We start from the raw sequence: 25,127 nt of genomic DNA on the forward strand, positions 1-25,127 counted from the left end.
GGGGCGCCTTAGGTGGCCGGGCGCTGGCGTCCGGCTGCTTTACATGCCGCTGTAGACGGGGCCTTCGCCGCCTTGCGGGGCGACCCAGACGATGTTCTGGGTCGGGTCCTTGATGTCGCAGGTCTTGCAGTGCACGCAGTTCTGCGCGTTGATCTGCAAGCGGTCTTCGCCGTGGTCGTCCTTGACGAACTCGTACACGCCCGCCGGGCAGTAGCGCGATTCCGGGCCGCCATACTTGGCCAGGTTGACCTGTACCGGTATCGACGGATCCTTCAGCGTCAGGTGGATGGGCTCGTTTTCGTCATGGTTGGTGTTCGAGATGAACACCGAGCTGAGCTTGTCGAAGGTGAGCTTGCCGTCGGGCTTGGGGTAGTCGATGCGCGCGCATTGCGATGCGGGTTGCAGACAGGCATGGTCAGGCTTGTTGTGGCGCAGGCTCCAGGGCATCTTGCCCTTGAGCAGCAGTTGCTCGACGCCGGTCATCAAGGTGGCGATGGTGCGGCCCTTCTTGAACCATTGCTTGAAGTTGCGCGCCTTGTTCAGTTCCGCGTGCAGCCAGGATGCCTCGAAAGCGGCCGGATAGGCGGCCAGCTCGTCCTGGCGGCGGTCGGCGACCAGCGCGTCGAACGCGGCTTCGGCGGCCAGCTTGCCGGATTTGATGGCGGCGTGGCTGCCCTTGATGCGGGAGGCGTTGAGGAACCCGGCCTCGCAGCCGACCAGCACGCCGCCCGGGAAGGTCAGCTTGGGCAGGGCCAGCAGGCCGCCCGCGGTGATGGCGCGCGCGCCGTAGGCGATGCGCTTGCCGCCTTCGAAGGTGCCGCGGATGGCGGGGTGCGTCTTGTAGCGCTGGAATTCGTCGAACGGCGACAGCCAGGGGTTGGCGTAGTCCAGGCCCACGACCATGCCCACGGCCACCAGGTTGTTGTCCAGGTGGTAGAGGAACGAGCCGCCGTAGGTATCGGAGTCCAGCGGCCAGCCGCCGGTATGGATGACCAGGCCCGGCTTGGACTGGGCCGGATCGACTTCCCACATTTCCTTGATGCCGATGCCGTAGGACTGCGGATTGCGGCCGTCGTCCAGCTTGTAGCGTTCGATCAGCTGGCGGCCCAACTGGCCGCGCGCGCCTTCGGCGAACACGGTGTAGCGGGCATGCAGTTCCATGCCGGGCTGGTAGTGGTCGGTGTGCGAGCCGTCGCGGGCCACGCCCATGTCGCCGGTGGCCACGCCGCGGACGGCGCCGTTCTCGTCGTACAGCAGTTCCACGGCGGCAAAGCCCGGGAAGATGTCCACGCCCAGCGCCTCGGCCTGTTCACCCATCCACTTGACGACGTCGCCCAGGCGGACGATGTAGTTGCCTTCGTTGTGGAAACAGGGCGGCAGCAGCCAGTTGGGGGTGGTGCGCGCGCCGGTTTCGGACAGGAACATGAACTTGTCATGCGTCACAGGCACGTTCAGCGGCGCGCCTTTTTCCTTCCAGTCGGGGATGAGCTCGGTCAACGCCAGCGGGTCCATGACGGCGCCGGACAGGATGTGCGCACCCAGTTCCGCACCCTTCTCAAGTACGCAGACGCCGATTTCCTGATTCTTTTCAGCGGCTAGCTGCTTAAGACGGATAGCAGTGGCCAGGCCGGCGGGTCCACCGCCAACCACGACCACGTCATATTCCATCGACTCGCGTTCAGACATTGCAAAGCTCCCCGTATGTATTCCATATTTGGCTGGAAGTATTATCGGCGATTGTATTGCAGGCGGAGGCCATGTATGCCTTCGTATTTCTTTTAGCCATAGGGAGTAATTGGTGAACGCGGACAAAACCTCAGCGCGGATACTGGCCGTGGGAGATATCCATCAAGTCGAACTGCCCCTGCGGTGGGGCGATTCGGACGCTCTGAACCATCTGAACAACGCCATGTACTTCCGCCTCATGGAAGAGGCCCGGATACAGATACTCTATGGCGCGGGCTTTGCGCTGCCCTCCGATCAGGGGCTCATCCTGGCGCATGCGTCCTGCGATTTCCTGCGGCCCCTGACCTATCCCGCCAACGTGCTCGTGACCCACAAACTCACGCGCATCGGCCGCTCCAGCGCAGAATTCGAATTGCTGCTGGAGAAGGTAGGCGACGAAGGCGGTCCGTATGCCCGCGCGCGCAACGTGCTAGTCTGGATGGACTATACGGTCAATGCGTCCGCTCCGTGGCCGCAAGAGGTGCTGTCCAAACTGGGCGCCATGTTCAAGCCCGCGGCTTGATGCAGCGTCTTCGGACGGCCCCGCCAAAATAGCGCGTGCTTTGGCCGGGCATGCCGGTAAAATCTAGCGCAAAATCAAAAAAGCAATATGGGCGCGCCACCCTCGGCGCCAGCCGCCACAGGGCACCGGACGGTGCTGCTGGGACCGGCGCCGGCAGCCGCGCCCTCTTCGGTTAGACCTTAACTAGGAGTTGGAGCGATGGACAAGGTTTTTGCAAGCGCCCAGGAGGCGCTGGCAGGCATCGTCAAGGACGGTCAGATGATCGCCGTGGGCGGTTTCGGCCTTTGCGGCATTCCCGAGGCCCTGATCGCCGCGCTGCGCGATTCGGGCGTCAAGGACCTCACTTGCATCAGCAACAACGCGGGCGTCGACGGCTTCGGCCTGGGCCAGCTGCTCAATACGCGTCAGGTCCGCAAGATGATCGCGTCCTACGTGGGCGAGAACAAGGAATTCGAACGCCAGTTCCTGTCCGGCGAACTCGAGCTCGAGTTCACGCCGCAGGGCACGCTGGCCGAGAAGCTGCGCGCCGGCGGCGCCGGCATTCCGGCCTTCTTCACCCGCACGGGCGTGGGCACCATCGTGGCCGACGGCAAGGAAATCCGCGAATTCGACGGCCAGCAATACGTGATGGAGCGTTCGCTGGTGCCCGACGTGTCGCTGGTCAAGGCGCACATCGCCGACCGCAGCGGCAACCTGGTATTCCGCAAGACCGCCCGCAACTTCAATCCGAACGTCGCCATGGCGGGCAAGTTCACGGTGGTCGAAGTCGAGGAAATCGTTGATACCGGCAGCCTGGATCCCGATCAGATCCACCTGCCCGGCATCTATGTGCAACGGATCGTGCTGAACGCCACGCCCGAAAAGCGCATCGAACAACGCACCACTCGCCCGGCCTAAGGAGAACAGACATGGCATGGTCCCGCGATGAAATGGCGGCGCGCGCCGCGCGCGAGCTGCAAGACGGCTTTTATGTGAACCTGGGCATCGGCTTGCCGACCCTGGTGGCCAACCACGTGCCCAAGGGCATGGAAGTGTGGCTGCAATCCGAGAACGGCCTGCTGGGCATCGGCCCGTTCCCCACCGACGATGAAGTCGACGCCGACCTCATCAACGCAGGCAAGCAGACGGTCACGACCTTGCCCGGCTCCTCGATCTTCTCGTCGGCGGATTCGTTCGCGATGATCCGTGGCGGCAAGATCAACCTGGCCATCCTCGGCGCCATGCAGGTGTCCGAAAAAGGCGACCTGGCCAACTGGATGATTCCGGGCAAGATGGTCAAGGGCATGGGCGGCGCCATGGACCTGGTGGCGGGCGTGGGCCGCGTCGTGGTCCTGATGGAGCACGTGGCCAAGAAAAAGGACGGCACCGAAGACGTCAAGCTGCTGGCGGAATGCAACCTGCCGCTGACGGGCGTGGGCGTGGTCGACCTGATCATCACCGACCTGGGCGTGATGGAAGTCACCGAAAACGGCCTCAAGCTGCTGGAAACGGCGCCGGGCGTGACGGTGGACGAGATCAAGTCCAAGACGCAAGCCAAGCTGGACGTGTCGGCGGTCAAGTAATCCGCCAAGCGCCACATCCATGAAAACGCCCCGCAAGGGGCGTTTTTTTATGCCGTTTCAGCTAACCGCATTCCCACGTGCGGGATGCCGTCTTCCATGTATTCCTCGGTGACCTGCACAAAGCCGTGGCCGCCGTAGTAATTGCGCAAACGGGCCTGGGCGCCCAGATACATGGCGCGGCCGGGCCAGCGCTGGCGCACTTCCTGCATCGCGTGGCGGATCAGTTCGTGGCCCAGGCCCTGGCCGCGAGTCCAGGGCGCGGTGATGACGCGTCCGATCTCGATCTGGCCATCCTTCAGCGCAGGGTCCAGGATGCGGCAGTAGGCCGCGAGCTTGCCGTCCTGCCAGGCCATCAGGTGGGACGTCTGGCCGACCAGATCCTTGCCGTCCATGTCCTGGAAGATGCAATTCTGTTCAATGACAAAGACTTCCGTGCGCAGCCGCAGGATCGCGTAGATCTCGGTCACGGTCAGGTCCTGGTGGGCTTTGCAGATCCAATCGGGCATTGCGTCAATCCGGTGAGGCTGGGAAAGGGGAGCGCGCTTAGCGTAACTCAAACCGGCCCCGTTTCTTTTGAAGCACTGTTACATATATTCACGGGTATACCCTTAGTATGAAAATCTATTTTCTTATCTAAAATTTGCTTGTAAACAGATTTACATAAACCCCAGCTACACCTCCCCACTCGATGAACAAGGCCGCACTCACGATTGCTGACCGGATCGCCCGGGCCCAGCCCGCGCTGAGCCGTACTCAGCACAAGATGGCCGAGTACGTGCTGGCGCACCAGTTCCGCGCCGCCACCATGACCATCGACGAGTTCGCGGCGGCGGTGGGGGTGTCGGTGGCCACGGCCAACCGCTTCGCGCGCGCCCTGGACCTGCCGGGCTATCCGCAATTCCGCGCCGAACTGGCGCGTGGCTTCGAGGCGGCGCTGGAACCCGTTGAAAAGCTGCGCACCGAGCTGGCGCATTCCGCCAGCGCCGTGCAGATCTTCGCCGCCACGCTGGAAGAAGACATCCGCAACGCCCAGCGCAACCTGCAGTCGCTGGACGCCGCCGCCTGCGAGCAGGCAGTAGAGGCCATCCTGGCCGCCGACCGCGTGTTCATCATCGGTTTCGGCGCCAGCGGTTTCCTGGCCGGCCTCTTGCAGCGCGGCCTGTGCATGCACCTGCATTCCGTCGAATCGCTGGCCGGTCCCGGCGGCGTGTCGCACGCGGCGCGCCAGATGGCGCGCATGACGGCCAAGGACCTGGTGATCGCCATTGGCTTTCCGCGTTACCTGGCCGACACGGTGACCCTGGCCGGCGCGGCCAAGCAGGCCGGCGTGCCGGTGCTGGTGCTGACCGACAAGCCCACGTCGCCGCTGGCGCCCACGGCTTCCGTGGTGTTGTACGCGTATTCCGCGCGCCAGCTGATTCCCAATTCTGAAACCGCCGCGCTGGGGCTGATCGAAGCCCTGTCCTCGGCGGTGGCCTATCGGGCCAAGAATTCCGTCGCGGCCGCCGCTGGGGTGACCCAGTCCGTGATGCCGTGGCTCATCCATGGAGTAGGTAAACGATGAATCAACCCGTGATCGCGATTCACGGTGGCGCCGGCGCGATGTCCCGCGCGGCCATGTCGCCCGAGAAAGAACAGGAGTACCTGAGCGCGCTGGAATCCATCCTGACCGCCGGCCAGGCCGTGCTGGCCCGGGGCGGCAGCGCCCTGGACGCCGTGACCGAAGCCGTGCGCCTGCTGGAAGACTGTCCGCTGTTCAACGCCGGCCATGGCGCTGTGTTCACCAGCGCCGCCACCCACGAGCTGGACGCCGCCATCATGGACGGCGCCACCTTGCGCTCGGGCGCGATCGCCGGCGTGCACCGCGTGCGCAATCCGATCTTCGCCGCGCGCAAGGTCATGGAAAACAGCAAGCACGTGTTCTTCGTGGGCGAGGGCGCCGAAGCCTTTGCCAAGGAAGAGGGCGTGGAACTGGTCGATCCTTCCTACTTCTCCACCGAAGCCCGTCGTGAGCAGCTGCTGCGCGTGCAGCGCGAAACGCCGGAAGCGGCGGTGCTGGACCACGACGGCCAAGCGCTGGTCGCACGCGGCCAGCCGGCGCCGGCCGATCCGCTGGATGCGGACAAGAAGTTCGGCACGGTGGGCGCGGTGGCGGTGGATGCGCAGGGCAACCTGGCCGCGGCCACCTCGACCGGCGGCATCACCAACAAGCAGGTCGGCCGCGTGGGCGATGCGCCGCTGATCGGCGCCGGCACCTATGCCAGCAACAAGACCTGCGCGGTGTCCACCACGGGCACCGGCGAAATGTTCATCCGCATGGTTGCCGCCTATGACGTGGCGGCCCAGATGGAATATTGCGGCGCGTCGCTGGAAGCGGCTGCGGACCGCGTCGTGCATGAAAAGCTGCCCACCATCGACGGCAAGGGCGGCCTGGTGGCCGTTGACGCCCAGGGCAACGTGGCCTTGCCGTTCAATACGGAAGGCATGTATCGGGGTTACGCCCGTGTCGGCGAGAAGCCGGTCACCGCTATCTACCGATAAGCGGCGGCGGGTTCGTTTTTTCAGTATTTGGGGAATCAAAAGAGATGGTTGATCGCGCAAACAGCCTGGCGCTGCCGGAAAACCGCGTGGTCCAGGTCGACGACCTGACGGTGCGCTTCGTGGGATCGGAGCGCACGGTCGAAGCCGTGCGCAATCTGTCGTTCCATGTGGACCGGGGCGAGACCCTGGCCATCGTGGGCGAATCGGGTTCGGGCAAATCGGTGACGTCCCTGGCGCTCATGCGTCTGGTGGAACATGGCGGCGGGCGCATCGCCCAGGGCAACATGGCCCTGCGGCGGCGCAACGGCTCCGTGATCGACCTGGCCGGATCGAGCCAACGCGTCATGCGCAATGTGCGCGGCGCGGACATGGCCATGATCTTCCAGGAGCCGATGACCTCCTTGAATCCGGTCTTCACCGCCGGCGACCAGATCGCCGAATCGATCCGCCAGCACCAGGGCAAGGACGCCGCGGCCGCTCGCGCCGAGGCGCTGCGCATGCTGGAGCAGGTGCGCATTCCGGAAGCCAAGTCGGTGCTGGACCGCTACCCGCACCAGTTGTCGGGCGGCATGCGCCAGCGCGTGATGATCGCCATGGCGCTGGCCTGCAAGCCCGCGCTGCTGATCGCCGACGAACCCACCACCGCGCTGGACGTCACCATCCAGGCGCAGATCCTGCAACTGATCCGCCAACTGCAGGAAGAAATGCACATGGGCGTGGTGTTCATCACCCACGACATGGGCGTGGTCGCCGAAGTGGCCGACCGCGTGCTGGTCATGTACCGCGGCGACAAGGTCGAAGAAGGCCCGTCCGAGCAGGTGTTCGCTTCGCCGCAGCACCGCTACACCAAGGCGCTGCTGTCGGCCGTGCCGAAGCTGGGCGCCATGCAGGGCACCGACCTGCCGGCACGCTTTCCGCTGCTGCAGGCCGAAGGCCAGGCCCAGCCCGAAGCCGCTCCCGTCAGCGCGCAGCCCGCGCCGGACGCCAAGCGCGAACCCATCCTGAGCGTACGCAAGCTGGTCACCCGCTTCGACCTGCGCGGCGGCATCATGAGCCGCGTGCAGCGCCGCGTGCACGCCGTGGAGCAGGTCAGCTTTGACCTGTACCCCGGCGAGACGCTGTCGCTGGTGGGCGAATCCGGTTGCGGCAAGTCCACCACCGGCCGTTCGCTGCTGCGTCTGGTCGACAGCCAGGGCGGAGAGATCCGCTTCGGCGGCCGCGACATCGTGCGCCTGAAGAACACGGAGCTTCAATCCCTGCGCCGCGACATCCAGTTCGTGTTCCAGGACCCGTTCGCCTCGCTGGACCCGCGCGTGACGGTCGGCTTCTCCATCATGGAACCGCTGCTGGTGCACGGGGTGGCCCGTGGCCGCGATGCCGAGCGCCGCGTGGCCGAACTGCTGGAGCGCGTAGGCCTGCCGGCGGAAATGGCGCAGCGCTATCCGCACGAATTCTCGGGCGGCCAGCGCCAGCGCATCTGCATCGCGCGCGCCCTGGCGCTGACCCCCAAGGTCGTGATCGCGGACGAATCGGTGTCGGCGCTGGACGTGTCGATCCAGGCCCAGATCGTGAACCTGCTGATCGACCTGCAGCGCGACATGGGCATTTCCTTCCTGTTCATTTCGCATGACATGGCCGTGGTCGAGCGCGTCAGCCACCGCGTGGCCGTGATGTACCTGGGCCAGATCGTGGAGATCGGTCCGCGCCGCGCCATTTTCGAGAATCCGCAGCACCCTTACACCAAGAAGCTGATGTCCGCCGTGCCGATCGCCGATCCGGCCCGCCGCCACATGAAGCGCACGCTGTTGTCCGACGAAATCCCCAGCCCCATCCGCAAGCTCAATGACGAGCCGGTGGTGCAGCCGCTGGTGCAGGTCGGAACGGATCACTTCGTCGCCCGGCATCCGGTCGGCGGAGCGTATTGAGTCAGTTGACGTACTTGTTTTTCTTCCACCAAACCCCCTAATTCCTTACGGAACCAGGAGTTGCAATGATGAAAGTTCTGCGCCCCACCAAACTGATGGCCGCCGCCGCGCTGGCCTTCGGCGTGATCGCGTCGCCGCTGGCGCATGCCGCCAAGGACGTGACGTTCGCCGTCTCCATCGCGCTGGAAACGCTCGATCCGTACAACACCAACAGCACGCTGAACCAGGCGGCCGGCAAGGCCTACTACGAAGGCCTGTTCGAATTCGACAAGGACCTGAAGGTCCAGAAGGTGCTGGCCACCGACTACACCGTCAGCGAAGACGGCCTGGTCTACACCTTCAAGCTGCGTCCCGGCGTGAAGTTCCACGACGGCACCGATTTCAACGCCGAAGCCGTCAAGATCAACTTCGACCGTCCGGCCAATCCGGACAACCGCCTGTCGCGCTACATCCAGTTCAGCGTCATCGAAAAGACCGAAGTGGTCGACCCGATGACCATCAAGATCACGCTGAAGAAGCCGTTCTCGGCCTTCATCAACGCGCTGGCCCACCCGGCCGCCATGATGATCTCGCCCGCCGCGCTGGCCAAGTACGGCAAGGAAATCGGTTTCCACCCCGTGGGCACCGGTCCCTTCGAATTCGTCGAATGGAAGCCGGCTGAATACCTGAAGGTCAAGAAGTTCGACGGCTACTGGAAGAAGGGCTACCCCAAGGTCGACACGCTGACCTTCCGCACCGTGACCGACAACAACACCCGCGCCGCCGTGGTGCAGACGGGCGAGGCGCAGTTCGCCTTCCCGGTGCCGTTCGAGCAGGCCGCCGTGCTGAAGAAGAACGACAAGCTGGACGTGGTCGACCACCAGAACTCGATCATGGCGCGCTACCTGTCGATGAACACGCAGCAAAAGCCGTTCGACAACGTCAAGGTGCGTGAAGCCATCAACTACGCCATCAACAAGGAAGCCCTGGCCAAGGTCGCTTTCTCGGGCTACGCCACCATTGTGGACGGCGTCGTGCCGACGGGCGTGGACTTCGCCCACAAGACCGGTCCGTGGCCCTACGACATCAAGAAGGCCAAGGCCCTGCTGGCCGAAGCCGGCTACCCCAACGGCTTCGAAAGCCAGCTGTGGTCCGCCTATAACGACGGCACCTCGGTGAAGGTGGTCCAGTTCCTGCAGCAGCAACTGGCACAAGTCGGCATCAAGGTGTCGGTCGAAGTGCTGGAGTCCGGCCAGCGCGTGCAGCGCGTGCAACAGGTGCAGAAGCCTGAAGACGCCAAGGTCCGCATGTACTACGCCGGCTGGTCGTCCTCGACCGGCGAAGCCGACTGGGGCCTGCGTCCGCTGCTGACCACCGCCGCTTTCCCGCCGGTGCTCAACAACGTGTCGTACTACTCGAACAAGTCGGTGGACGACGGCATCCAGCAAGCCCTGGCCACGACCGACCGCGCCAAGAAGACCGAAATCTACAAGAACGTTCAGGAAACCATCTGGAAGGACGCCCCCTGGGCCTTCCTGGTGACCCAGAACAACCTGTACGTGAAGTCGAAGAACCTGTCGGGCGTGTATGTTGAGCCGGACACCTCGTTCTGGTTCGGCGACATCGATCTGAAGCAGTAAATCTGGCGGTAACTCTCGGGGCCTGCGCGCCCCTGTAAGGCCACATACGGCGGGGGCGCGGTGTCCCCGCCGATGTTGCAGGAATTTCAATGCTGACCTACATCGTCAAACGTCTTTTGGGCATGATCCCCACGCTGCTGCTGGTGGCCGTGGTCGTGTTCCTGTTTGTGCACATGCTTCCGGGCGACCCGGCGCGACTGGCCGCGGGCCAGGAGGCCGACCAGCAAACCGTCGAACTCGTGCGCAAGGAACTGGGACTGGATCTGCCCCTGCCGCAGCAGTTCGTGCGCTACTTCAGCCACATGCTGCAAGGCGACCTGGGTACCTCGTTGCGTACCAAGCGCCCCGTCTCTACCGAAATCGCCGACCGCTTCATGCCCACGCTGTGGCTGACGCTCGCCAGCATGGTCTGGTCAGTGACCTTCGGCATGATCATCGGCATCGTGTCGGCGGTATGGCGCAATCGCTGGCCCGACCGTCTCGGCATGACGCTGGCGGTGTCCGGCATCTCGTTCCCCGCGTTCGCGCTGGGCATGATGCTGATGCAGGTGTTCTCCGTGAATCTGGGCTGGCTGCCGACCGTGGGCGCCTCGACCTGGCAACACTACATTCTTCCGTCCATCACCCTGGGCGCCGCAGTGGCGGCCGTGATGGCGCGCTTCACCCGGGCTTCCTTCGTGGAAGTCATCCAGGAAGACTTCGTGCGGACCGCCCGCGCCAAGGGCCTGACCGAGCGCCGCGTCGTGATCAAGCACGCGCTGCGCAATGCGCTGATTCCCGTGGTCACCATGATGGGCCTGCAGTTCGGCTTCCTGCTGGGCGGCTCGATCGTGGTGGAGACCGTGTTCAACTGGCCCGGCCTCGGCCGCCTGCTGGTGGACGCCGTGACCCAGCGCGACTATCCGGTGATCCAGGGCCTGGTGCTGCTGTTCTCGCTGGAATTCATCCTGATCAACCTGATTGTCGACGTGCTCTATGGCGTCATCAATCCCAGCATCCGTTACAAGTGAGGCGGCCATGAGCAATACGACACCCGCCACGACCATCGCCGCCGCTCCCAAGAGCGACGTGCGCACGCCCGCCACCGAGTTCTGGCGCAAATTCAAGAAGCAGAAGCTCGCCGTCGGCGCGGGCATCTTCGTCCTGCTGCTGGTCGTCGTCGCGATCTTCGCGCCGTGGATCGTGCCGTTCGATGCGGAGAACTTCTTTGACTACGACGCGCTGAACGCCGGACCTTCCTCCACGCACTGGCTGGGCGTGGATTCGCTGGGCCGCGACATCTTCAGCCGCATCATCATGGGCGCGCGCATCTCGCTGGCCGCGGGCTTTCTGTCGGTCGCCATGGGCGCCATTGTCGGCACCTTCATGGGCCTGATGGCGGGCTACTACGAAGGCTGGTGGGAACGCATCACGATGCGTATCTCCGACGTGCTGCTGGCGTTCCCCGGCATGCTGCTGGCCATCGGCGTGGTCGCCATCCTCGGTTCCAGCATGATCAACGTGATCGTGGCCGTGGCCGTGTTCAGCGTGCCGGCGTTTGCCCGCCTGGTGCGCGGCAATACCTTGTCGATCAAGCAGATGACCTACGTCGAGGCCGTCAAGAGCGTGGGCGCGTCCGACTGGACCATCATCATGCGCCACATCCTGCCCGGCACGATCTCGCCCATCGTGGTCTATGGCACGATGCGCATCGGCACCTCCATCATCACCGCGGCCAGCCTGTCGTTCCTGGGCATGGGCGCATCGCCTCCCACGCCGGAGTGGGGCGCGATGCTGAACGAAGCGCGCGCCGACATGGTGATCGCCCCGCACGTGGCGATCTTCCCGGCGCTGGCGATCTTCTTCACGGTGCTCGCGTTCAACCTGCTGGGCGACGGCCTGCGCGACGCGCTCGATCCCAAGATCGACCGCAAGTAAGCCTGCCGCCGGACCTCTACGGAGGGCCGGCATGGAGGGCGGTTATTTCCGCCGCCGCCCCAGTCCGCGACACGCGCTACCAAGTGCGCGCAGCGGACACAGGGCGGCGGCGTTTTGCATTCTGGAGCGTGGCGACACGTAGCGAACATGGACAAACAAGCGCTGGACATTCCCCGCATCGGCGTACTGCCCTCGGGACCGCTGGATTCGATCTGCGACGTGGCCGAGGTCACCGTCGGCCATCGCACGCTGGCCGACGGCCCGCTGCAAACCGGCGTGACCGTGGTGCGTCCGCATGGCGGCGACCCCTATCTGGACAAGGTGCCGGCCGCCGCCACCGTGCTGAACGGCTTCGGCAAGAGCACCGGCCTGGTCCAGGTGCAGGAGCTGGGCGTGCTGGAAACGCCTATCGCGCTGACCAACACCTTTGGCGTGGGAACGGTGGCCAATGCGCAGATCCGCGCGGCGGTCGCGGCCAACCCCGGCATCGGCCGCGGCATGGCTACCGTCAATCCGCTGGTCTTCGAATGCAACGATGGCTATCTGAACGACATCCAGGCGCTGGCGGTGCAGGAATCGCACTACGCTGACGCGCTGGCCGCCGCGGACAAGTCATTCGAGCAGGGCGCGGTCGGCGCCGGCCGGGGCATGTCCTGCTTTTCGTTCAAGGGCGGCATCGGTTCTGCCTCGCGCGTCGCGTCCATCGTGGAGGGGCCGCGCTACACGGTCGGGGCGCTGGTGCTGTCAAACTTCGGCCGGCTGCCCAATCTGACCGTGGCGGGCCGGCCTTTCGGCCGTCGGCTGGCGCAGCAGCTGGACAACGGCCTGGCGCAGGCTGGCGAGAACGCCGCCATCGTGCCGGAGAAGGGTTCCATCATCCTGCTGCTGGCCACCGACGCGCCGCTGGACGCGCGCCAGTTGCGCCGCCTGTCGCTGCGGGCGGGGGCGGGACTGGCCCGCACCGGCTCGGTCTACGGCCATGGCAGCGGGGATATCGCGCTGGCGTTTTCCACCGCCTACACGGTGCCGCAACTGCCCGAGCAGCCCATGCCGGCGGTGGCGATGCTGCATGAAGCCCGTATCGATCCCCTGTTCGAAGCCGCTGCCGAGGCTTGCGAGCAGGCCATCATTTCCGCGCTCTGGCATGCCGAGGGCGTGACGGGGCGCGACGGCAACCACCGCGCCGCGATCCGCGACGCGGCGCCGCAGTGGCGCCAGTGGCTGTCCGACACTGAACTCTGAAATTCTCCGAGGCTGATTCCATGAAGATCCTGATTTCCACCGATATCGAAGGCGTCGCCGGCGTCTTCCATTCCGAACAAGTGCGCGCCGGCAACGGCGAATACGAGCGCGCCCGCGCCTGGATGACCGCCGAGGCCAATGCGGCCGTGCAGGGCGCGATTGCCGGCGGCGCCGAAGAAATTCTGGTCAACGATTCGCACGGCGGCTTTCGCAATCTGTTGCCGGACGGCCTGGACGAGCGCGCCCGCCTGGTGCTGGGCAAGCCGCGCTACCTTGGCATGATGGGCGGCCTGGAAGAGGGCTGCGACGCCGTCTTCATGATCGGCTACCACTCGCGCTCGCAAGGCCGCGGCATCCTGGCCCACACCATCAACAGCTTCGCGTTTGCCCGCGTGCTTATCAACGGCATGGAGCTGGGCGAGGCCGGCCTCTATGGTGCGCTGGCGGGCGAGATGGGCGTGCCCGTCATTCTGGGGACTGGGGACGACGCCTTCATCGCTGAAACCCGCGACACCTTCCCGGGCGCCGAATGGGTGCAGACCAAAGTGGCGCACGGGCAGGGCAGCGGCGTGACCCTGTCGCCGGCGGCCTCGCGCCGCGCGATCGCGGCTGCCGCTGAAACCGCCGTGCGTAATCTGAAGAAGGGCGTCGCAGTTCCTTTCCGCATTCCCGCCCCTATAGAATGCCGGTTGCAGACGCAGAGCTCGGCATTGGCCGACCTGTTCTGCATGTGGCCCACGCTGGAACGCGTGGACGGCGTGACCTTGCGATTCACCACGGATAGCATGCAGTCCGCCGTCCGCACGCTGAACAGCCTGGCCGCCATGTCTTTCATGTTGCGCTAAGGATCCCATCCCCCATGTCTAGCACCGACGCCCGTATCGCCCAATTGCGGCAGGCCATGCGCCGCCGCGGCCTGTCCGCCTATGTCGTTCCGTCCTCGGACCCGCACTTGTCCGAGTATCTGCCCGCGCGCTGGCAGGGGCGGCGCTGGCTGTCCGGCTTCACGGGGTCGGTCGGCACGCTGGTGGTCACGGCCGATTTCGCCGGCCTGTGGGTGGACAGCCGCTACTGGGTGCAGGCCGAGGCGCAATTGGCCGGCACCGGCGTGCAGCTGATGAAGATCGCGCTGGCGACCACGCCAGGCCACGTGGACTGGCTGGCCGCCAATACCAAGGCGGGCGAGGTCATCGGGGTGGACGGGCAGGTGTTGGGCCTGGGCGCATTCCGCGCCCTGTCGGCCGCAGCGGCCGCCGCCGGCGCCATCCTGGAAATTCGCGAGGACCTGCTGGATGAAGTCTGGACGGACCGCGCCGGCCTGCCTGGCGCCGCCATCTATGAACACGTGGCCCCCGAGGCCTGCGTGACCCGCGCCGACAAGCTGGCGCAGGTGCGCGAGGCCATGCGCGCGCATGGCGCCGACGTGCACTTCATCAGCACCCTGGACGACATCGCCTGGCTCTTCAACCTGCGCGGCGCCGACGTGGACTACAACCCGGTGTTCGTCGGCCACGCGCTGATCGGCCTGGACCACGCCACGCTGTTTGTGGCCGACGGCAAGATCGACGGCGCGCTGCGTGCCGTCCTGGCGGCCGACGGCGTGGAAGTAGCCGGTTATGCCCAGGCCGCCGACGCGCTGGCCTCGCTGGAACTGGACCAGAAGCTGCTGATCGATCCGGCCCGTGTGACCTGCGGCGTATTCCACGCCATGGATCCAGCCGTGCCGCGCATCGAGGCCATCAACCCGTCCACCTTGCTGAAGTCGCGCAAGACCGACGCCGAATTGGCGAATGTGCGCCAGGCCATGGCGCAGGACGGCGCCGCGCTCTGTGAGTTCTTCGCCTGGTTCGAAGGCGCGCTGGGCAATGCAACCATCACCGAACTGACCATCGACGAGCAGATCACCGCCGCGCGCGCGCGCCGGCCCGCCTACGTCTGCCCCAGCTTCGCCACCATCGCCGGCTTCAACGCCAACGGCGCCATGCCGCACTACCGCGCCACCCAGCAATCGCACGCCACCATCGAAGGCGATGGCCTGTTGCTGATCGACTCGGGCGGCCAGTACCTGGGCGGCACCACCGACATCACCCGCGTGGTCGCGGTGGGCACGCCCAGCGCCGACCAGAAGGTGGACTTCACGCTGGTGCTCAAGGGCATGATCGCGCTGTCGCGCGCCTCGTTCCCGCGTGGCACGCCTTCGCCCATGCTGGACGCCATCGCGCGCGCTCCCATCTGGGAAGGCGGCGCGGAATACGGCCACGGCACGGGCCATGGCGTGGGCTACTTCCTGAACGTGCACGAAGGCCCGCAGGTCATTTCCTACCGCGCAATGCCCGGACCGCACACCGCGATGGAGCCGGGCATGATCACCTCCAACGAGCCGGGCATCTACCGGCCCGGCCGCTGGGGCGTGCGCATCGAGAACCTGGTCGCCAACCGCAGCTGGCTGACTTCCGAACTCGGCGAATTCCTGTGCTTTGAAACGCTGACGCTGTGCCCGATCGACACGCGTTGCATCGAACCGTCGCTGCTGCGCGCCGACGAAATCGCCTGGCTCAACGACTATCACAAGACGGTGTTCGAGCGCCTGTCGCCGCTGGTCGAAGGCGAGGCGCTGGCCTGGCTGGAGCGCCGCACCGCGGCGATCTGATTCACTGCGCGAGCGCATGAAAAAGGCCGCGGGCGTGATGCCCGCGGCCTTTTTTGTGGGCGAGGCGGGCTCAGCCTTGCGGCGTGGCGGCCTTGGCGCCGCGGTACAGCGCAAGGCGGCCTATCAGGCAGCCCAGGACCAGCAGCGCACCGTAGGCCAACAGCGTCATGGCGGCGGCCGCATGGGATTCCGAGGCGCGGATCAACTGGCCCCAGGTCATCGCCCGGACGACCAGGAATCCTATGCCTATGCCCAGCGCCTGGGCCAACCAGAATGCGATGGTGCCGTGGGCGACGGCCCGTCCAAACCGGGCCGTGCCAATTGGATGCGGCAGGGTTTTCAGGCAGACCAGGGCGCACAGCGCCAGCAGGGCCGCGGGCAGGACCAGGTAGCCCAGTGCGAATTCGGTCCAGCCTGCACCCGGGGCCTGCATCTGCAGGAAACTGCCCACCGAGATGGAAACGGTCAGTTGCCAGACCAGCACGGTCAGCGCGGTCACCCAGGCGGCGTGGCGCCGTTCGTAGGCGGGGCCGCCGGCAGGGCCAGCGGGCTGCACGGTCCAGGCGGCAATGCGCACGATGACGCAGATGCCGATGATCTCCAGCACGATGGTCACGAGCTTGGTGATGGTGTTCAGGGCCAGAAACTGCCCGATCATGCCGAAGCCGAGCCGTTCTTGCAGCACGTCGCGGTGGTCCATGACGAAGCGCATCAGCGTGTTCTGCAGGAAGGCCATGCCCGCCGCCACGGCCAGGGTATAGAGCAGGAACAAGGCAATGAAGGTGCCGTACAGCTTGCGGGGTTCGTCAACCGCCGTGGTGTCATGGCGCGCCAGCCAGCCGCGCATGGCCCCCCAGGTGGTCAAGCCGGCGATCGCCGCGCCCGCGACGATATGGGCCAGGAGCGGCGCCAGGAACTGGGGTTGGCTATACATGTCCTGCAAGTGCTCGTAGCGGGGCAGGGCGAGCAGGCTATAGGACTGGACCAGCGCGGAGTAGGCCAGCCGCAGGAAAACGGCGGTCAGCGCGAGGCGCCAGGCGAGCGAGTACGAGGATCGGGCGGGATCGGTCATCGGCGGAGAGAGGAAGTGTTGAGAAAAAACAGCAGCCGGAAAAATAGGGATCGAACATAGCACGGCGCTGCGCCGCGCCACACAACGTGATGGCCCTTGCGGCAATTCGAGTGCTGCCAAATGTTACGCCCTGGAGCTAGGGGAAAACCCAAATAAGCTCCGCCTCCCGGCTATAATCCAAATTTCCCGCACGCGCCCGCTCGTCCCGGGTGCTCATTACGATGACCAAATACGTATTTGTCACCGGCGGTGTGGTGTCTTCCCTGGGCAAAGGCATCGCCGCTGCGTCGCTCGCCGCCATCCTCGAGTCGCGTGGCCTGCAAGTCACCATGCTGAAGCTCGACCCGTACATCAACGTCGATCCGGGCACCATGAGCCCGTTCCAGCATGGCGAGGTGTTCGTCACGGAAGACGGCGCCGAAACCGACCTGGACCTTGGCCACTACGAGCGTTTCATTTCCGCTCGCATGCACAAGGTGAACAACTTCACCACCGGCCAGATCTACGAATCCGTGCTCCGCAAGGAGCGCCGCGGCGACTACCTGGGCAAGACTGTCCAGGTCATTCCGCACATCACCAACGAAATCCAGGACTTCATCGCCCGTGGCGCCGAAGCCGGCTGGAACGGCAACACCGACGTCGCGATCGTTGAGATCGGCGGCACGGTCGGCGACATCGAGTCCCTGCCGTTCCTGGAAGCCGCGCGCCAGATGAGCCTGCGCATGGGCCGCAACAATGCCGCCTTTGTGCACCTGACGCTGGTGCCCTTCATCGCGTCGGCCGGTGAACTCAAGACCAAGCCGACCCAGCACTCGGTGCAGAAGCTGCGTGAAATCGGCATCTACCCGAATGCGCTGCTGTGCCGCGCCGACCGCCGCATCCCGGACGACGAGCGCGCCAAGATCTCGATGTTCTCCAACGTGCCCCTGGACGCGGTCATCTCCGTCTGGGACGCTGACTCGATCTACAAGATCCCGGCCATGCTGCACAAGCAGGGCGTGGACAACATCGTCTGCGAAGCGCTGGGCCTGACCCCGCCGCCGGCCGATTTGTCCATGTGGGACAACCTGGTCGAGGCGCTGGAGCACCCGCAGCACCAGCTCACCATCGGCATGGTCGGCAAGTACGTCGACCTGACCGAGTCGTACAAGTCGCTGACGGAAGCGCTGGTCCACGCCGGCATCCACACGCGCTCGAAGATCAACATCGAGTACATCGACTCGGAAGACATCGAAACCCGCGGCACCGACCAGCTCAAGCACCTGGACGCCATCCTGGTTCCGGGCGGTTTCGGCAAGCGCGGCACTGAAGGCAAGATTGCCGCGATCCGCTACGCCCGTGAAAATGGCGTGCCTTACCTGGGCATCTGCCTGGGCATGCAGTTGGCCGTCATCGAGTTCGCGCGCCACGTCGCCGGCCTGGGCGGCGCCAACAGCACGGAATTCGACCCCTCGGCGCCGCACCCCGTGGTGGCCCTGATCACCGAGTGGATGGACCGCGAAGGCAAGGTCGAAAAGCGCGACAACTCGTCCGACCTGGGCGGCACGATGCGCAAGGGCGCGCAGCGCGTGCCGATCAAGCCGGGCACCCGCGCGCAGACCATCTATGGCGACGAAGTGAACGAGCGTCACCGCCATCGCTACGAGGTCAACAACGTCTACGTGCCGCGCCTGGAAGAGGCCGGCATGGTGATCAGCGCCCGCACGCCGACCGAGAACCTGCCGGAAATGATGGAATTGCCCGATCACCCTTGGTTCGTGGGCGTGCAGTTCCACCCCGAGTTCACGTCCACTCCGCGTGACGGCCACCCGTTGTTCAGCAGCTATATCCGCGCCGCCATCGAGCAGAAGGCTCGCCGCGGCCAGGAGGCGTAATGCGCGCCTGCGGTCTGGAGTTCCGTAAGCGGATCTTCGGGACCGCGGGCCGCCGCCCCAGCGCCGCCCTGTACGGCGGCGCTGCTTTCGGATACAACCAATTAGCATCGGATATGCGTCGCCCGGCCGCCTTGCGCGACACTGGCGGCGTCGCCGTATCCGGCGTCAGACCGAAACCAACGCAACTGCTCTGAAGGAACCCCATGAGTGCCTACCTCATCGCCGACGTCTCAGTGACCAAGCCCGCGCAGTACGAGGATTACAAGCGTCTGTCCACGCTCGCGATGCGCGCGTACGATGCGAAGATCCTGGTGCGCGGCGGCGATTCCCGGCACCTCGAGGGCCGTGAGCCTGGCCGTACCGTCGTCATGGAATTTCCGTCCATGACCGCGGCCCAGGCTTTCTACGACTCCTGGCAGTACCGCCGCGCCCGCAATGCCCGCGAAGGCGCGGCTGTCATGAATATGTTTATCGTTCAGGGAATGTAAAGTCATGAGTGCTATCGTCGATATCATCGGCCGCGAGATTCTGGATTCGCGCGGCAACCCCACCGTCGAATGCGATGTGCTGCTGGAGTCCGGCGCCATGGGCCGCGCGGCCGTGCCATCGGGCGCGTCCACCGGCGCGCGCGAAGCCATCGAGCTGCGCGACGGCGACAAGAGCCGTTATCTGGGCAAGGGCGTGCTGCGCGCCGTCGAGAACCTGAATACGGAAATCTCGGAAGCCCTGATGGGCCTGGACGCCCAGGAACAGACCTTCGTCGATCGCACCCTGATCGAGCTGGACGGCACCGAATCCAAGGAACGCCTGGGCGCCAACGCGATCCTGGCCGCCTCCATGGCCGTGGCCCGCGCCGCCGCCGACGAATCGGGCCTGTCCCTGTACCGCTATTTTGGCGGCAGCGGCCCCATGAGCATGCCCGTGCCGATGATGAACGTCATCAACGGCGGCGCGCACGCCAACAACACGCTGGACCTGCAGGAACTGATGATTCTGCCGGTGGGCGCGGGCAGCTTCCGCGAAGCCCTGCGCTGGGGCGCCGAAGTCTTCCACATGCTCAAGAAGCTGATCCACGGCCAGGGCATGTCCACGGCCGTGGGCGACGAGGGCGGTTTCGCGCCCAACGTGCCCAGCCATGAGGCCGCCATCCAGCTGATCCTGAAGGCCATCACCGAAGCCGGCTACGAGCCGGGCACGCAGATCGCCCTGGGCCTGGATTGCGCCAGCTCCGAGTTCTACCGCGACGGCAAGTACACGCTGGCCGGCGAAGGCGGCATCTCGCTGTCCTCGCAGGAATTCACCAACCTGCTGGCCACCTGGTGCGACAAGTACCCCATCATCTCGATCGAAGACGGCATGGCCGAAAACGATTGGGAAGGCTGGAAGCTCTTGACCGACCAGTTGGGCAAGAAGGTGCAACTGGTGGGCGACGACCTGTTCGTCACCAACACCAAGATCCTGCGCGAAGGCATCCAGAAGGGCGTGGCCAACTCGATCCTCATCAAGATCAACCAGATCGGCACCCTGACCGAGACCTTCGCCGCCATCGAAATGGCCAAGCGCGCCGGCTACACCGCCGTGGTGTCGCACCGTTCGGGCGAAACCGAGGACTCCACCATCGCCGACATCGCCGTGGCGACCAACGCGATGCAGATCAAGACGGGTTCGCTGTCCCGTTCGGACCGCATGGCCAAGTACAACCAGCTCCTGCGCATCGAGGAAGAGCTGGCTGAAGTCGCGTCGTATCCGGGCCTGGAAGCTTTTTACAACCTGCGTTGATGAGAAGCGCGGCTCCAGGCGCAAGCCCGGGGCCGCATCCACGCCACGACTGCTGAGGGTTCCCGCGTATGCGCCTGTTGTTCCTGGTGCTGTTCGTGCTGCTAGGCCTGATCCAATACCCGCTGTGGCTGGGTAAGGGCGGGTGGTTCAAGGTCTGGGATCTGCAACGCCAGGTGGCGGAGCAACGCGAGACCAACGAAGGCCTGCGCGCGCGCAATGCCGCATTGGAAGCGGAAGTGCGCGACCTCGAAGGCGGCTCCGGCGCCATCGAGGAGCGCGCCCGCGGCGAACTGGGCATGATGCGCGACGGCGAGGTGTTCGTGCACATCCTGCCGCAGAACACCCCGGCTCCGGCGGGCGGCGCCTCGCTGGCTGCCGATGCCGCGGCCAAGCCGGCCACGCCCGCGCGCGCCAGCGCGCCGGCTACCCGTCCGGCGACTGCGGCTCCCAAGCCCGCCAATCAGGCCAACGCCCGGCACTGAGCGCCGGCCGCCGTTCCTGTTCATCCCCCATTTGGTTCAGCCGCAGCGCATGCTGCGGCAATCGCCGTACACGATGCCGGCGGGTTGCGGCGTTCTGCGCGCCCAATCCGCCGGGTGCGAGTGCATCTCCATTTCCAGCTCCATGCGCAAGGGCAGCAGGCCCCTGGCCTGCGCGTTGCCGGCGTAGCTGTCAACGTCGGAGCCCAGCGCGGCCAGCAACGCCCGCAAGGGCGGCAGCAGCGGCTTGTGCAGATAGGTCAGGCGCAACTTCAAGGTATTGGCCTGGAAGATGCTCTGGCCGCCTGGGCGCTGCGGACGACGCGCATGCTGCAGGTCCTGGTAGCCGTTGTCGATGGCGCGCAGGCCTTCCGCCGTGGGCACTTTGAGGTCCGGGCGGGTGTGTTCGCGGAACGATTGTTCGTCGGGCAGCAGGACTTCGATGCGCCAGGGATGGGTGCCTGAAATGGCTGTCAGTTCAGCCAGCGCGTCGTTTTGGCGGCGTCGGGCGCCGGCCTGGCCGTGGGCATCGGCGTGCAGCGGCAGCAGGGCCTGCAGAAAGGCCGTCCGCATGCGCGCCGGATCGCCGTGCGCGGTGGCGCCAGCGCGCGCAGCCTCCATCAGTGCCAGATAGGCCATCTGGCGCACGCCTTGCCAGCGGGCGACCTCGATCGCCAGCAGGCCCAGCAGCAGCACCAGCGCGGCCGCCACTGCGAATTCGATGGCGGCCGCGCCGCGTTGCCGGCAGGAGGGAGCATGAAAAAAGGCGGTCATGGCTGCGCAGTCTGGCGCAGGCATGACCGCCTGTCGATGAGGATAAGCCGGCGTGATGGAAACGTCCCGGCGGCCAGGCCGCCGGCATGGATCAGTGCACCGTGGGTGGTTCGTCCGCGGCGGGCGCCGCGCTGGACGAGAACAAAGTGGCGCAGTCGACGGAATCGAACTTATACGGCTTGCCGCAGAAGTCGCAGGACACCTCGACCTGGCCGCGTTCGGCCAGGATGCTGTCGACCTCTTCCTGGCCCAGCGTGCGCAGCATGCTGGCTACGCGTTCGCGGGTGCAGGGGCAGTGCCAGCGCACGGCCAGCGGGTCGAACGCCACCAGGGTTTCTTCCCAGAACAGGCGATGGATCAGCGTGTCGATGTCGGTGGCCAGCAGTTCGTCGTGCTTGATGGTGCCGGCCAGGGCGCAGGCGCGGTCCCAGGTTTCGGCGGCGTTCTGCTCGGTAAGGGTGGGCGCGTCCGAACCGCCGTGGTACGGCAGGCGCTGGATCAGCATGCCCGTGGCGTGGTCGGCGTTGGCGGCCAGCCAGAGGCGGGTGTCCAGTTGCTCGGAGGCCTTCATGTAGTGTTGCAGCGCCTCGGCCACGGTGTCGCCCTGCAGGGGCACGATACCCTGATATGCCTGCTGGCCCGGCAGCTTGCGCTGCGGGTCCAGCACTACGATGAAACGGCCATTGCCACCCGGGTTCAGCAGGCTTTGCATGTTGCCGTCGCTGGGTACTTCGTGGCCTTCGCGCATCTTGACGGTGGCGCGCAGGCTCAGGTCGTTGCGGCACTCCACCACCAGCAGGGCGATGGGGCCGTCGCCCTGGATCTGCAGCACCAGCGAGCCGTCGAACTTGATGTTGGCGGCCAGCAGGGTGGATGCCGCCACCAGTTCGCCCAGCAGGTGGGTGATGGCGGGGGGATAGTCGTGATTGGCCTGCACGGCCTTCCAGGTCGCCTCCAGGCGCACGGCCTGGATGCGGACGCTGCGGTCTTCGGTAAGGTATTTCTTGAGCTGATCGGTCATGGAGGAATGTTAGCCGATCGGGCCGGTCTATTCCCCCTGCCGCCAGCAGGGTCGAAGCGTCGCGCTGGGGCGCTCAGCCGATCCGTTTCAGGGCCGTCTTGTAGTGTTGGCCGCGCGCCACGTAATGGGCGGTGTTCTTGTGCAGATTGGCGATTTCCTCGTCCGAGAGTTGGCGGACGATCTTGCCGATGCCGATGACCAGGGAATTGTCGGGAATGATGCGGTCTTCGGGAATGATGGCGCCGGCGCCGATCAGGCAATTGCGGCCGATGACGGCGTTGTTCAGCACGATGGCCTGCATGCCCACCAGGGCGCCCTCATGGATGGTACAGCCGTGCAGCATGGCCTGATGGCCCACCGTCACATTGGGGCCGATGGTCATGGGACAGCCGTCGTCCACGTGCAGCACGCTGCCTTCCTGGATATTGGTGCCGCTCTGGATCAGGATGGCGTCGTTGTCGCCGCGGATCGACACGTTGGACCAGATGCTGACGCCTGCCTCCAGCGTGACGTTGCCGATGATGTCGGCGCTGTCGGCCACATAGGCGGCCGGGTCGATGTTGGGGATCAGGTCGTCGAGCTGGTAAATGGGCATGCCTAGTTCTCCGGTTGCAGCGTCAGGCCTTGGGCGCCTGCTGCGTCTCTGTCTGCGGCGCGTGCGTTGGCTGTGCGTCTGCCATACCTGCGGTCGCCCGCGAGCGCTCTTCTTCGCGCAGGCGCAGGATGCGGCGCTGGATTTTACCGGTGGTCGTCATGGGCAGTTCGTCGACGAATTCGATCTCCTTGGGGTATTCATACGGGGCCAGGCGCTCGCGCACGTGTTCCTGCAGGTTCTCGATGATGTCATTGCGGTCGCGCTGCGCGAACTCCGGCGTCAGCACCACATAGGCCTTGACCAGGGCGCCGCGCTCGGCATCCGGCTTGGGCACGACGGCCGCGTTGGCCACGGCCGGGTGCCCGATCAGGCAGCTTTCGATTTCTCCGGGGCCGATCCGGTAGCCGGCGGATTTGAACACGTCGTCCGCGCGGCCCGCGTACCAGAGGTAGCCGTCGGCGTCGACCGTTGCCAGGTCGCCCGTCAGGCACCAGTCGCCCTTGAACTTGGCCTGGGTGGCGGCTTCGTTGCGCCAGTAGCCCAGGAACATCACCGGGTCGGGATAGCCATGGATGTCGAGGCGGTTGACGGCGATCTCGCCGGTGGCGCCTGGCGCGACCGGCTTGCCGTCTTCATCCAGCACCGCGACGTTGTGGCCCGGGTATGGTCGGCCCATGCTGCCCGGCTTGGCGGGCCAGCGCTTCTGGCTGTTGCCGACCACATAGTTCATTTCCGTCTGGCCGAACATTTCGTTGGGCGTCACGCCCAATGCCGACTGGCACCATTCGAAGACCGTTTCGCCCACGCTTTCCCCGGCGCTCATGATGGAACGCAAGGCCAGCTGATAGTGGTTGCGGGGCTCCGGCACCGCTTTCATCATCATCTTGAGCGCGGTGGGGAAGAGGAAGGTGTTGGTGACCTGGTAGCGCTCCAGGAGTTCGAAGGCGCGTTCGACCGAGAAGCGGCCGCGCGTGCCGACGATGGGGTGTCCGAAGTACAGGGTGGGCAGCAGGGCATCCATCATGCCGCCGGTCCAGGCCCAGTCGGCGGGCGACCAGAACACGTCGGCGGGCTTGGGGAACCAGTCCTGGGAGGCCACGAAGCCCGGCAGGTTGCCGATCAGCACGCTATGCGGCAGCAGCGCGCCCTTGGGGGCGCCGGTGGTGCCGGAGGTATAGAGCAGGATGGCCGGATCCGAGGAGCGGGTCTGGACCATCTTGAATTCGCTGGGCTGGCGCGCCAGCAGGCTGCGCCAGGGCAATACGCGCTCGTCGGCGAAGCCGATGCCGATGATCTGCTGCAGATTGGGACAGTTGTCGCTCACGGCCAGCAGATTGGCGCTGGACGCGTAATCCACGATGGCGACGCGGGTTTCGGAATCGCGCAGGCGGCTTTCCAGGGCTTCCGGGCCGAACAGGGCGGACAGCGGCAGCACCACCGCGCCGACGCTGTAGATGGCCATATGGGCCACCACGGTTTCGGGGCGTTGTCCCAGCACCACACCGACCCGGTCGCCGCGGCCCACGCCCATTTTCACCAGGCCGTTGGCTAGCTGATTGGCCGCTTCCGCCAGGCGGGCATAGGTCCAGACCTCGCGGTTGCCGGATTCATCTTCGTAGTAGATGGCAATGCGCCGCGCATCCGGACTGCTGGATGCCCAGCGGTGGCAGCACGCTTCCGCGATGTTGAACTGGGTGGGTACCAGCCAGCGGAATGTTTGGTAGAGCGCCTGATATTGGTCGTTCATGGCCCTATGTTGTAAGCATGTTGCAGCGTGAACGGGTCAAGTTCGCCCGTTGCCCCAGATGCAAGCATGACCTAGAGGGCCG

The 25,127-nt window shown here is 65.5% G+C and carries 23 protein-coding genes; 16 read left to right on the forward strand and 7 right to left on the reverse strand.

Annotated elements, in window-relative coordinates:
• Positions 1-39: 39 nt before the first annotated feature.
• The gene (locus tag AXYL_RS07915) at positions 40-1,686 is read right to left on the reverse strand and encodes an electron transfer flavoprotein-ubiquinone oxidoreductase (protein ID WP_013392272.1); all 1,647 of its coding nucleotides are present in this window, start codon (positions 1,684-1,686) and stop codon (positions 40-42) included.
• A 112-nt stretch (positions 1,687-1,798) separates the two neighbouring features.
• Between AXYL_RS07915 and AXYL_RS07920 the strand changes: the two genes are divergently transcribed.
• From AXYL_RS07920 to AXYL_RS07930, 3 genes are all read left to right on the forward strand, one after another.
• The gene (locus AXYL_RS07920; protein ID WP_013392273.1) at positions 1,799-2,248 is read left to right on the forward strand and encodes an acyl-CoA thioesterase; all 450 of its coding nucleotides are present in this window, start codon (positions 1,799-1,801) and stop codon (positions 2,246-2,248) included.
• Between the two features lie 198 nt (positions 2,249-2,446).
• A complete protein-coding gene (locus AXYL_RS07925; protein WP_013392274.1) occupies positions 2,447-3,145 on the forward strand; it encodes a CoA transferase subunit A in 699 nt (232 codons plus the stop codon).
• Between the two features lie 11 nt (positions 3,146-3,156).
• Entirely contained in the window at positions 3,157-3,810 is a 654-nt protein-coding gene (locus AXYL_RS07930; RefSeq protein ID WP_013392275.1) for a CoA transferase subunit B, read from the forward strand.
• Between the two features lie 47 nt (positions 3,811-3,857).
• On the opposite strand, the gene AXYL_RS07935 is transcribed toward AXYL_RS07930, so the two are convergent.
• Positions 3,858-4,316 (reverse strand): GNAT family N-acetyltransferase, encoded by a 459-nt coding sequence (locus tag AXYL_RS07935; RefSeq protein WP_013392276.1) that lies wholly within the window; start codon positions 4,314-4,316, stop codon positions 3,858-3,860.
• Between the two features lie 182 nt (positions 4,317-4,498).
• On the opposite strand from AXYL_RS07935, the gene AXYL_RS07940 reads away from it, so the two are divergent.
• The 9 genes from AXYL_RS07940 (at position 4,499) to AXYL_RS07980 (ending at position 15,704) form a co-directional block, all read left to right on the forward strand.
• A complete protein-coding gene (locus tag AXYL_RS07940; protein ID WP_013392277.1) occupies positions 4,499-5,374 on the forward strand; it encodes a MurR/RpiR family transcriptional regulator in 876 nt (291 codons plus the stop codon).
• A complete protein-coding gene (locus AXYL_RS07945) occupies positions 5,371-6,351 on the forward strand; it encodes an isoaspartyl peptidase/L-asparaginase family protein (RefSeq protein ID WP_013392278.1) in 981 nt (326 codons plus the stop codon). Before AXYL_RS07940 ends, AXYL_RS07945 begins: the two co-directional genes overlap by 4 nt.
• A 44-nt stretch (positions 6,352-6,395) precedes the next feature.
• On the forward strand, positions 6,396-8,276 hold the full coding sequence (locus tag AXYL_RS07950) for a dipeptide ABC transporter ATP-binding protein (RefSeq protein WP_013392279.1): 1,881 nt from the start codon (positions 6,396-6,398) through the stop codon (positions 8,274-8,276).
• A gap of 65 nt (positions 8,277-8,341) precedes the next feature.
• The gene (gene gsiB, locus AXYL_RS07955) at positions 8,342-9,895 is read left to right on the forward strand and encodes a glutathione ABC transporter substrate-binding protein GsiB (RefSeq protein WP_013392280.1); all 1,554 of its coding nucleotides are present in this window, start codon (positions 8,342-8,344) and stop codon (positions 9,893-9,895) included.
• A gap of 89 nt (positions 9,896-9,984) precedes the next feature.
• On the forward strand, positions 9,985-10,905 hold the full coding sequence (gene gsiC / locus AXYL_RS07960) for a glutathione ABC transporter permease GsiC (protein WP_013392281.1): 921 nt from the start codon (positions 9,985-9,987) through the stop codon (positions 10,903-10,905).
• 7 nt (positions 10,906-10,912) lie between these two features.
• Positions 10,913-11,812 carry a glutathione ABC transporter permease GsiD gene (gene gsiD, locus AXYL_RS07965; protein ID WP_013392282.1) on the forward strand — a complete coding sequence of 300 codons (900 nt, stop codon included), beginning with the start codon at positions 10,913-10,915 and terminating at the stop codon, positions 11,810-11,812.
• 147 nt (positions 11,813-11,959) lie between these two features.
• Positions 11,960-13,054, forward strand: a complete 1,095-nt coding sequence (locus AXYL_RS07970; RefSeq protein WP_013392283.1) for a P1 family peptidase — start codon at positions 11,960-11,962, stop codon at positions 13,052-13,054.
• Between the two features lie 20 nt (positions 13,055-13,074).
• Positions 13,075-13,899 carry a M55 family metallopeptidase gene (locus AXYL_RS07975; protein WP_013392284.1) on the forward strand — a complete coding sequence of 275 codons (825 nt, stop codon included), beginning with the start codon at positions 13,075-13,077 and terminating at the stop codon, positions 13,897-13,899.
• A 14-nt stretch (positions 13,900-13,913) separates the two neighbouring features.
• On the forward strand, positions 13,914-15,704 hold the full coding sequence (locus tag AXYL_RS07980) for an aminopeptidase P family protein (RefSeq protein ID WP_013392285.1): 1,791 nt from the start codon (positions 13,914-13,916) through the stop codon (positions 15,702-15,704).
• 70 nt (positions 15,705-15,774) lie between these two features.
• Here the strand turns inward: AXYL_RS07980 and AXYL_RS07985 are convergent, their stop codons facing one another.
• A complete protein-coding gene (locus AXYL_RS07985) occupies positions 15,775-16,776 on the reverse strand; it encodes a hypothetical protein (protein WP_013392286.1) in 1,002 nt (333 codons plus the stop codon).
• 221 nt (positions 16,777-16,997) lie between these two features.
• Here AXYL_RS07985 and AXYL_RS07990 point away from each other — a divergent pair, with 221 nt between their 5' ends.
• The 4 genes from AXYL_RS07990 to ftsB all read left to right on the forward strand — a co-directional run bounded on the left by AXYL_RS07990 (position 16,998) and on the right by ftsB (position 20,911).
• Positions 16,998-18,650 carry a CTP synthase gene (locus AXYL_RS07990; RefSeq protein ID WP_013392287.1) on the forward strand — a complete coding sequence of 551 codons (1,653 nt, stop codon included), beginning with the start codon at positions 16,998-17,000 and terminating at the stop codon, positions 18,648-18,650.
• A 203-nt stretch (positions 18,651-18,853) separates the two neighbouring features.
• Positions 18,854-19,138 (forward strand): DUF1330 domain-containing protein, encoded by a 285-nt coding sequence (locus AXYL_RS08000; protein WP_013392289.1) that lies wholly within the window; start codon positions 18,854-18,856, stop codon positions 19,136-19,138.
• 4 nt (positions 19,139-19,142) lie between these two features.
• Positions 19,143-20,429 carry a phosphopyruvate hydratase gene (gene eno / locus AXYL_RS08005; RefSeq protein ID WP_013392290.1) on the forward strand — a complete coding sequence of 429 codons (1,287 nt, stop codon included), beginning with the start codon at positions 19,143-19,145 and terminating at the stop codon, positions 20,427-20,429.
• A gap of 68 nt (positions 20,430-20,497) precedes the next feature.
• Positions 20,498-20,911, forward strand: coding sequence for a cell division protein FtsB (ftsB, locus tag AXYL_RS08010; RefSeq protein WP_013392291.1), 414 nt, complete (start codon positions 20,498-20,500; stop codon positions 20,909-20,911).
• Positions 20,912-20,947: 36 nt separating this feature from the next.
• Here ftsB and AXYL_RS08015 read toward each other — a convergent pair whose 3' ends face one another.
• The 4 genes from AXYL_RS08015 to AXYL_RS08030 form a co-directional block, all read right to left on the reverse strand.
• Complete coding sequence (locus tag AXYL_RS08015; RefSeq protein WP_041652759.1) at positions 20,948-21,682, reverse strand: TadE/TadG family type IV pilus assembly protein; 735 nt, start codon at positions 21,680-21,682, stop codon at positions 20,948-20,950.
• Positions 21,683-21,773: 91 nt separating this feature from the next.
• Positions 21,774-22,703 (reverse strand): Hsp33 family molecular chaperone HslO, encoded by a 930-nt coding sequence (hslO, locus tag AXYL_RS08020; RefSeq protein ID WP_013392293.1) that lies wholly within the window; start codon positions 22,701-22,703, stop codon positions 21,774-21,776.
• A gap of 73 nt (positions 22,704-22,776) precedes the next feature.
• Positions 22,777-23,298, reverse strand: a complete 522-nt coding sequence (locus AXYL_RS08025; RefSeq protein WP_013392294.1) for a gamma carbonic anhydrase family protein — start codon at positions 23,296-23,298, stop codon at positions 22,777-22,779.
• Between the two features lie 22 nt (positions 23,299-23,320).
• Positions 23,321-25,045, reverse strand: a complete 1,725-nt coding sequence (locus tag AXYL_RS08030) for an acyl-CoA synthetase (RefSeq protein ID WP_013392295.1) — start codon at positions 25,043-25,045, stop codon at positions 23,321-23,323.
• Positions 25,046-25,127 lie beyond the last annotated feature (82 nt).

The organism is Achromobacter xylosoxidans A8, from assembly GCF_000165835.1.
Classification (GTDB): domain Bacteria; phylum Pseudomonadota; class Gammaproteobacteria; order Burkholderiales; family Burkholderiaceae_B; genus Achromobacter; species Achromobacter xylosoxidans_B.

What these genes read in the sequence shown, in the direction of transcription:
- AXYL_RS07915 (WP_013392272.1), bottom strand. Translation starts at nt 1,686, where the DNA reads ATGTCTGAACGCGAGTCGATGGAATATGACGTGGTCGTGGTTGGCGGT.
- AXYL_RS07925 (WP_013392274.1), top strand. Translation starts at nt 2,447, where the DNA reads ATGGACAAGGTTTTTGCAAGCGCCCAGGAGGCGCTGGCAGGCATCGTC.
- AXYL_RS07930 (WP_013392275.1), top strand. Translation starts at nt 3,157, where the DNA reads ATGGCATGGTCCCGCGATGAAATGGCGGCGCGCGCCGCGCGCGAGCTG.
- AXYL_RS07935 (WP_013392276.1), bottom strand. Translation starts at nt 4,316, where the DNA reads ATGCCCGATTGGATCTGCAAAGCCCACCAGGACCTGACCGTGACCGAG.
- AXYL_RS07940 (WP_013392277.1), top strand. Translation starts at nt 4,499, where the DNA reads ATGAACAAGGCCGCACTCACGATTGCTGACCGGATCGCCCGGGCCCAG.
- AXYL_RS07945 (WP_013392278.1), top strand. Translation starts at nt 5,371, where the DNA reads ATGAATCAACCCGTGATCGCGATTCACGGTGGCGCCGGCGCGATGTCC.
- AXYL_RS07950 (WP_013392279.1), top strand. Translation starts at nt 6,396, where the DNA reads ATGGTTGATCGCGCAAACAGCCTGGCGCTGCCGGAAAACCGCGTGGTC.
- gsiB (WP_013392280.1), top strand. Translation starts at nt 8,342, where the DNA reads ATGATGAAAGTTCTGCGCCCCACCAAACTGATGGCCGCCGCCGCGCTG.
- gsiC (WP_013392281.1), top strand. Translation starts at nt 9,985, where the DNA reads ATGCTGACCTACATCGTCAAACGTCTTTTGGGCATGATCCCCACGCTG.
- gsiD (WP_013392282.1), top strand. Translation starts at nt 10,913, where the DNA reads ATGAGCAATACGACACCCGCCACGACCATCGCCGCCGCTCCCAAGAGC.
- AXYL_RS07970 (WP_013392283.1), top strand. Translation starts at nt 11,960, where the DNA reads ATGGACAAACAAGCGCTGGACATTCCCCGCATCGGCGTACTGCCCTCG.
- AXYL_RS07975 (WP_013392284.1), top strand. Translation starts at nt 13,075, where the DNA reads ATGAAGATCCTGATTTCCACCGATATCGAAGGCGTCGCCGGCGTCTTC.
- AXYL_RS07980 (WP_013392285.1), top strand. Translation starts at nt 13,914, where the DNA reads ATGTCTAGCACCGACGCCCGTATCGCCCAATTGCGGCAGGCCATGCGC.
- AXYL_RS07985 (WP_013392286.1), bottom strand. Translation starts at nt 16,776, where the DNA reads ATGACCGATCCCGCCCGATCCTCGTACTCGCTCGCCTGGCGCCTCGCG.
- AXYL_RS07990 (WP_013392287.1), top strand. Translation starts at nt 16,998, where the DNA reads ATGACCAAATACGTATTTGTCACCGGCGGTGTGGTGTCTTCCCTGGGC.
- AXYL_RS08000 (WP_013392289.1), top strand. Translation starts at nt 18,854, where the DNA reads ATGAGTGCCTACCTCATCGCCGACGTCTCAGTGACCAAGCCCGCGCAG.
- eno (WP_013392290.1), top strand. Translation starts at nt 19,143, where the DNA reads ATGAGTGCTATCGTCGATATCATCGGCCGCGAGATTCTGGATTCGCGC.
- ftsB (WP_013392291.1), top strand. Translation starts at nt 20,498, where the DNA reads ATGCGCCTGTTGTTCCTGGTGCTGTTCGTGCTGCTAGGCCTGATCCAA.
- AXYL_RS08015 (WP_041652759.1), bottom strand. Translation starts at nt 21,682, where the DNA reads ATGACCGCCTTTTTTCATGCTCCCTCCTGCCGGCAACGCGGCGCGGCC.
- hslO (WP_013392293.1), bottom strand. Translation starts at nt 22,703, where the DNA reads ATGACCGATCAGCTCAAGAAATACCTTACCGAAGACCGCAGCGTCCGC.
- AXYL_RS08025 (WP_013392294.1), bottom strand. Translation starts at nt 23,298, where the DNA reads ATGCCCATTTACCAGCTCGACGACCTGATCCCCAACATCGACCCGGCC.
- AXYL_RS08030 (WP_013392295.1), bottom strand. Translation starts at nt 25,045, where the DNA reads ATGAACGACCAATATCAGGCGCTCTACCAAACATTCCGCTGGCTGGTA.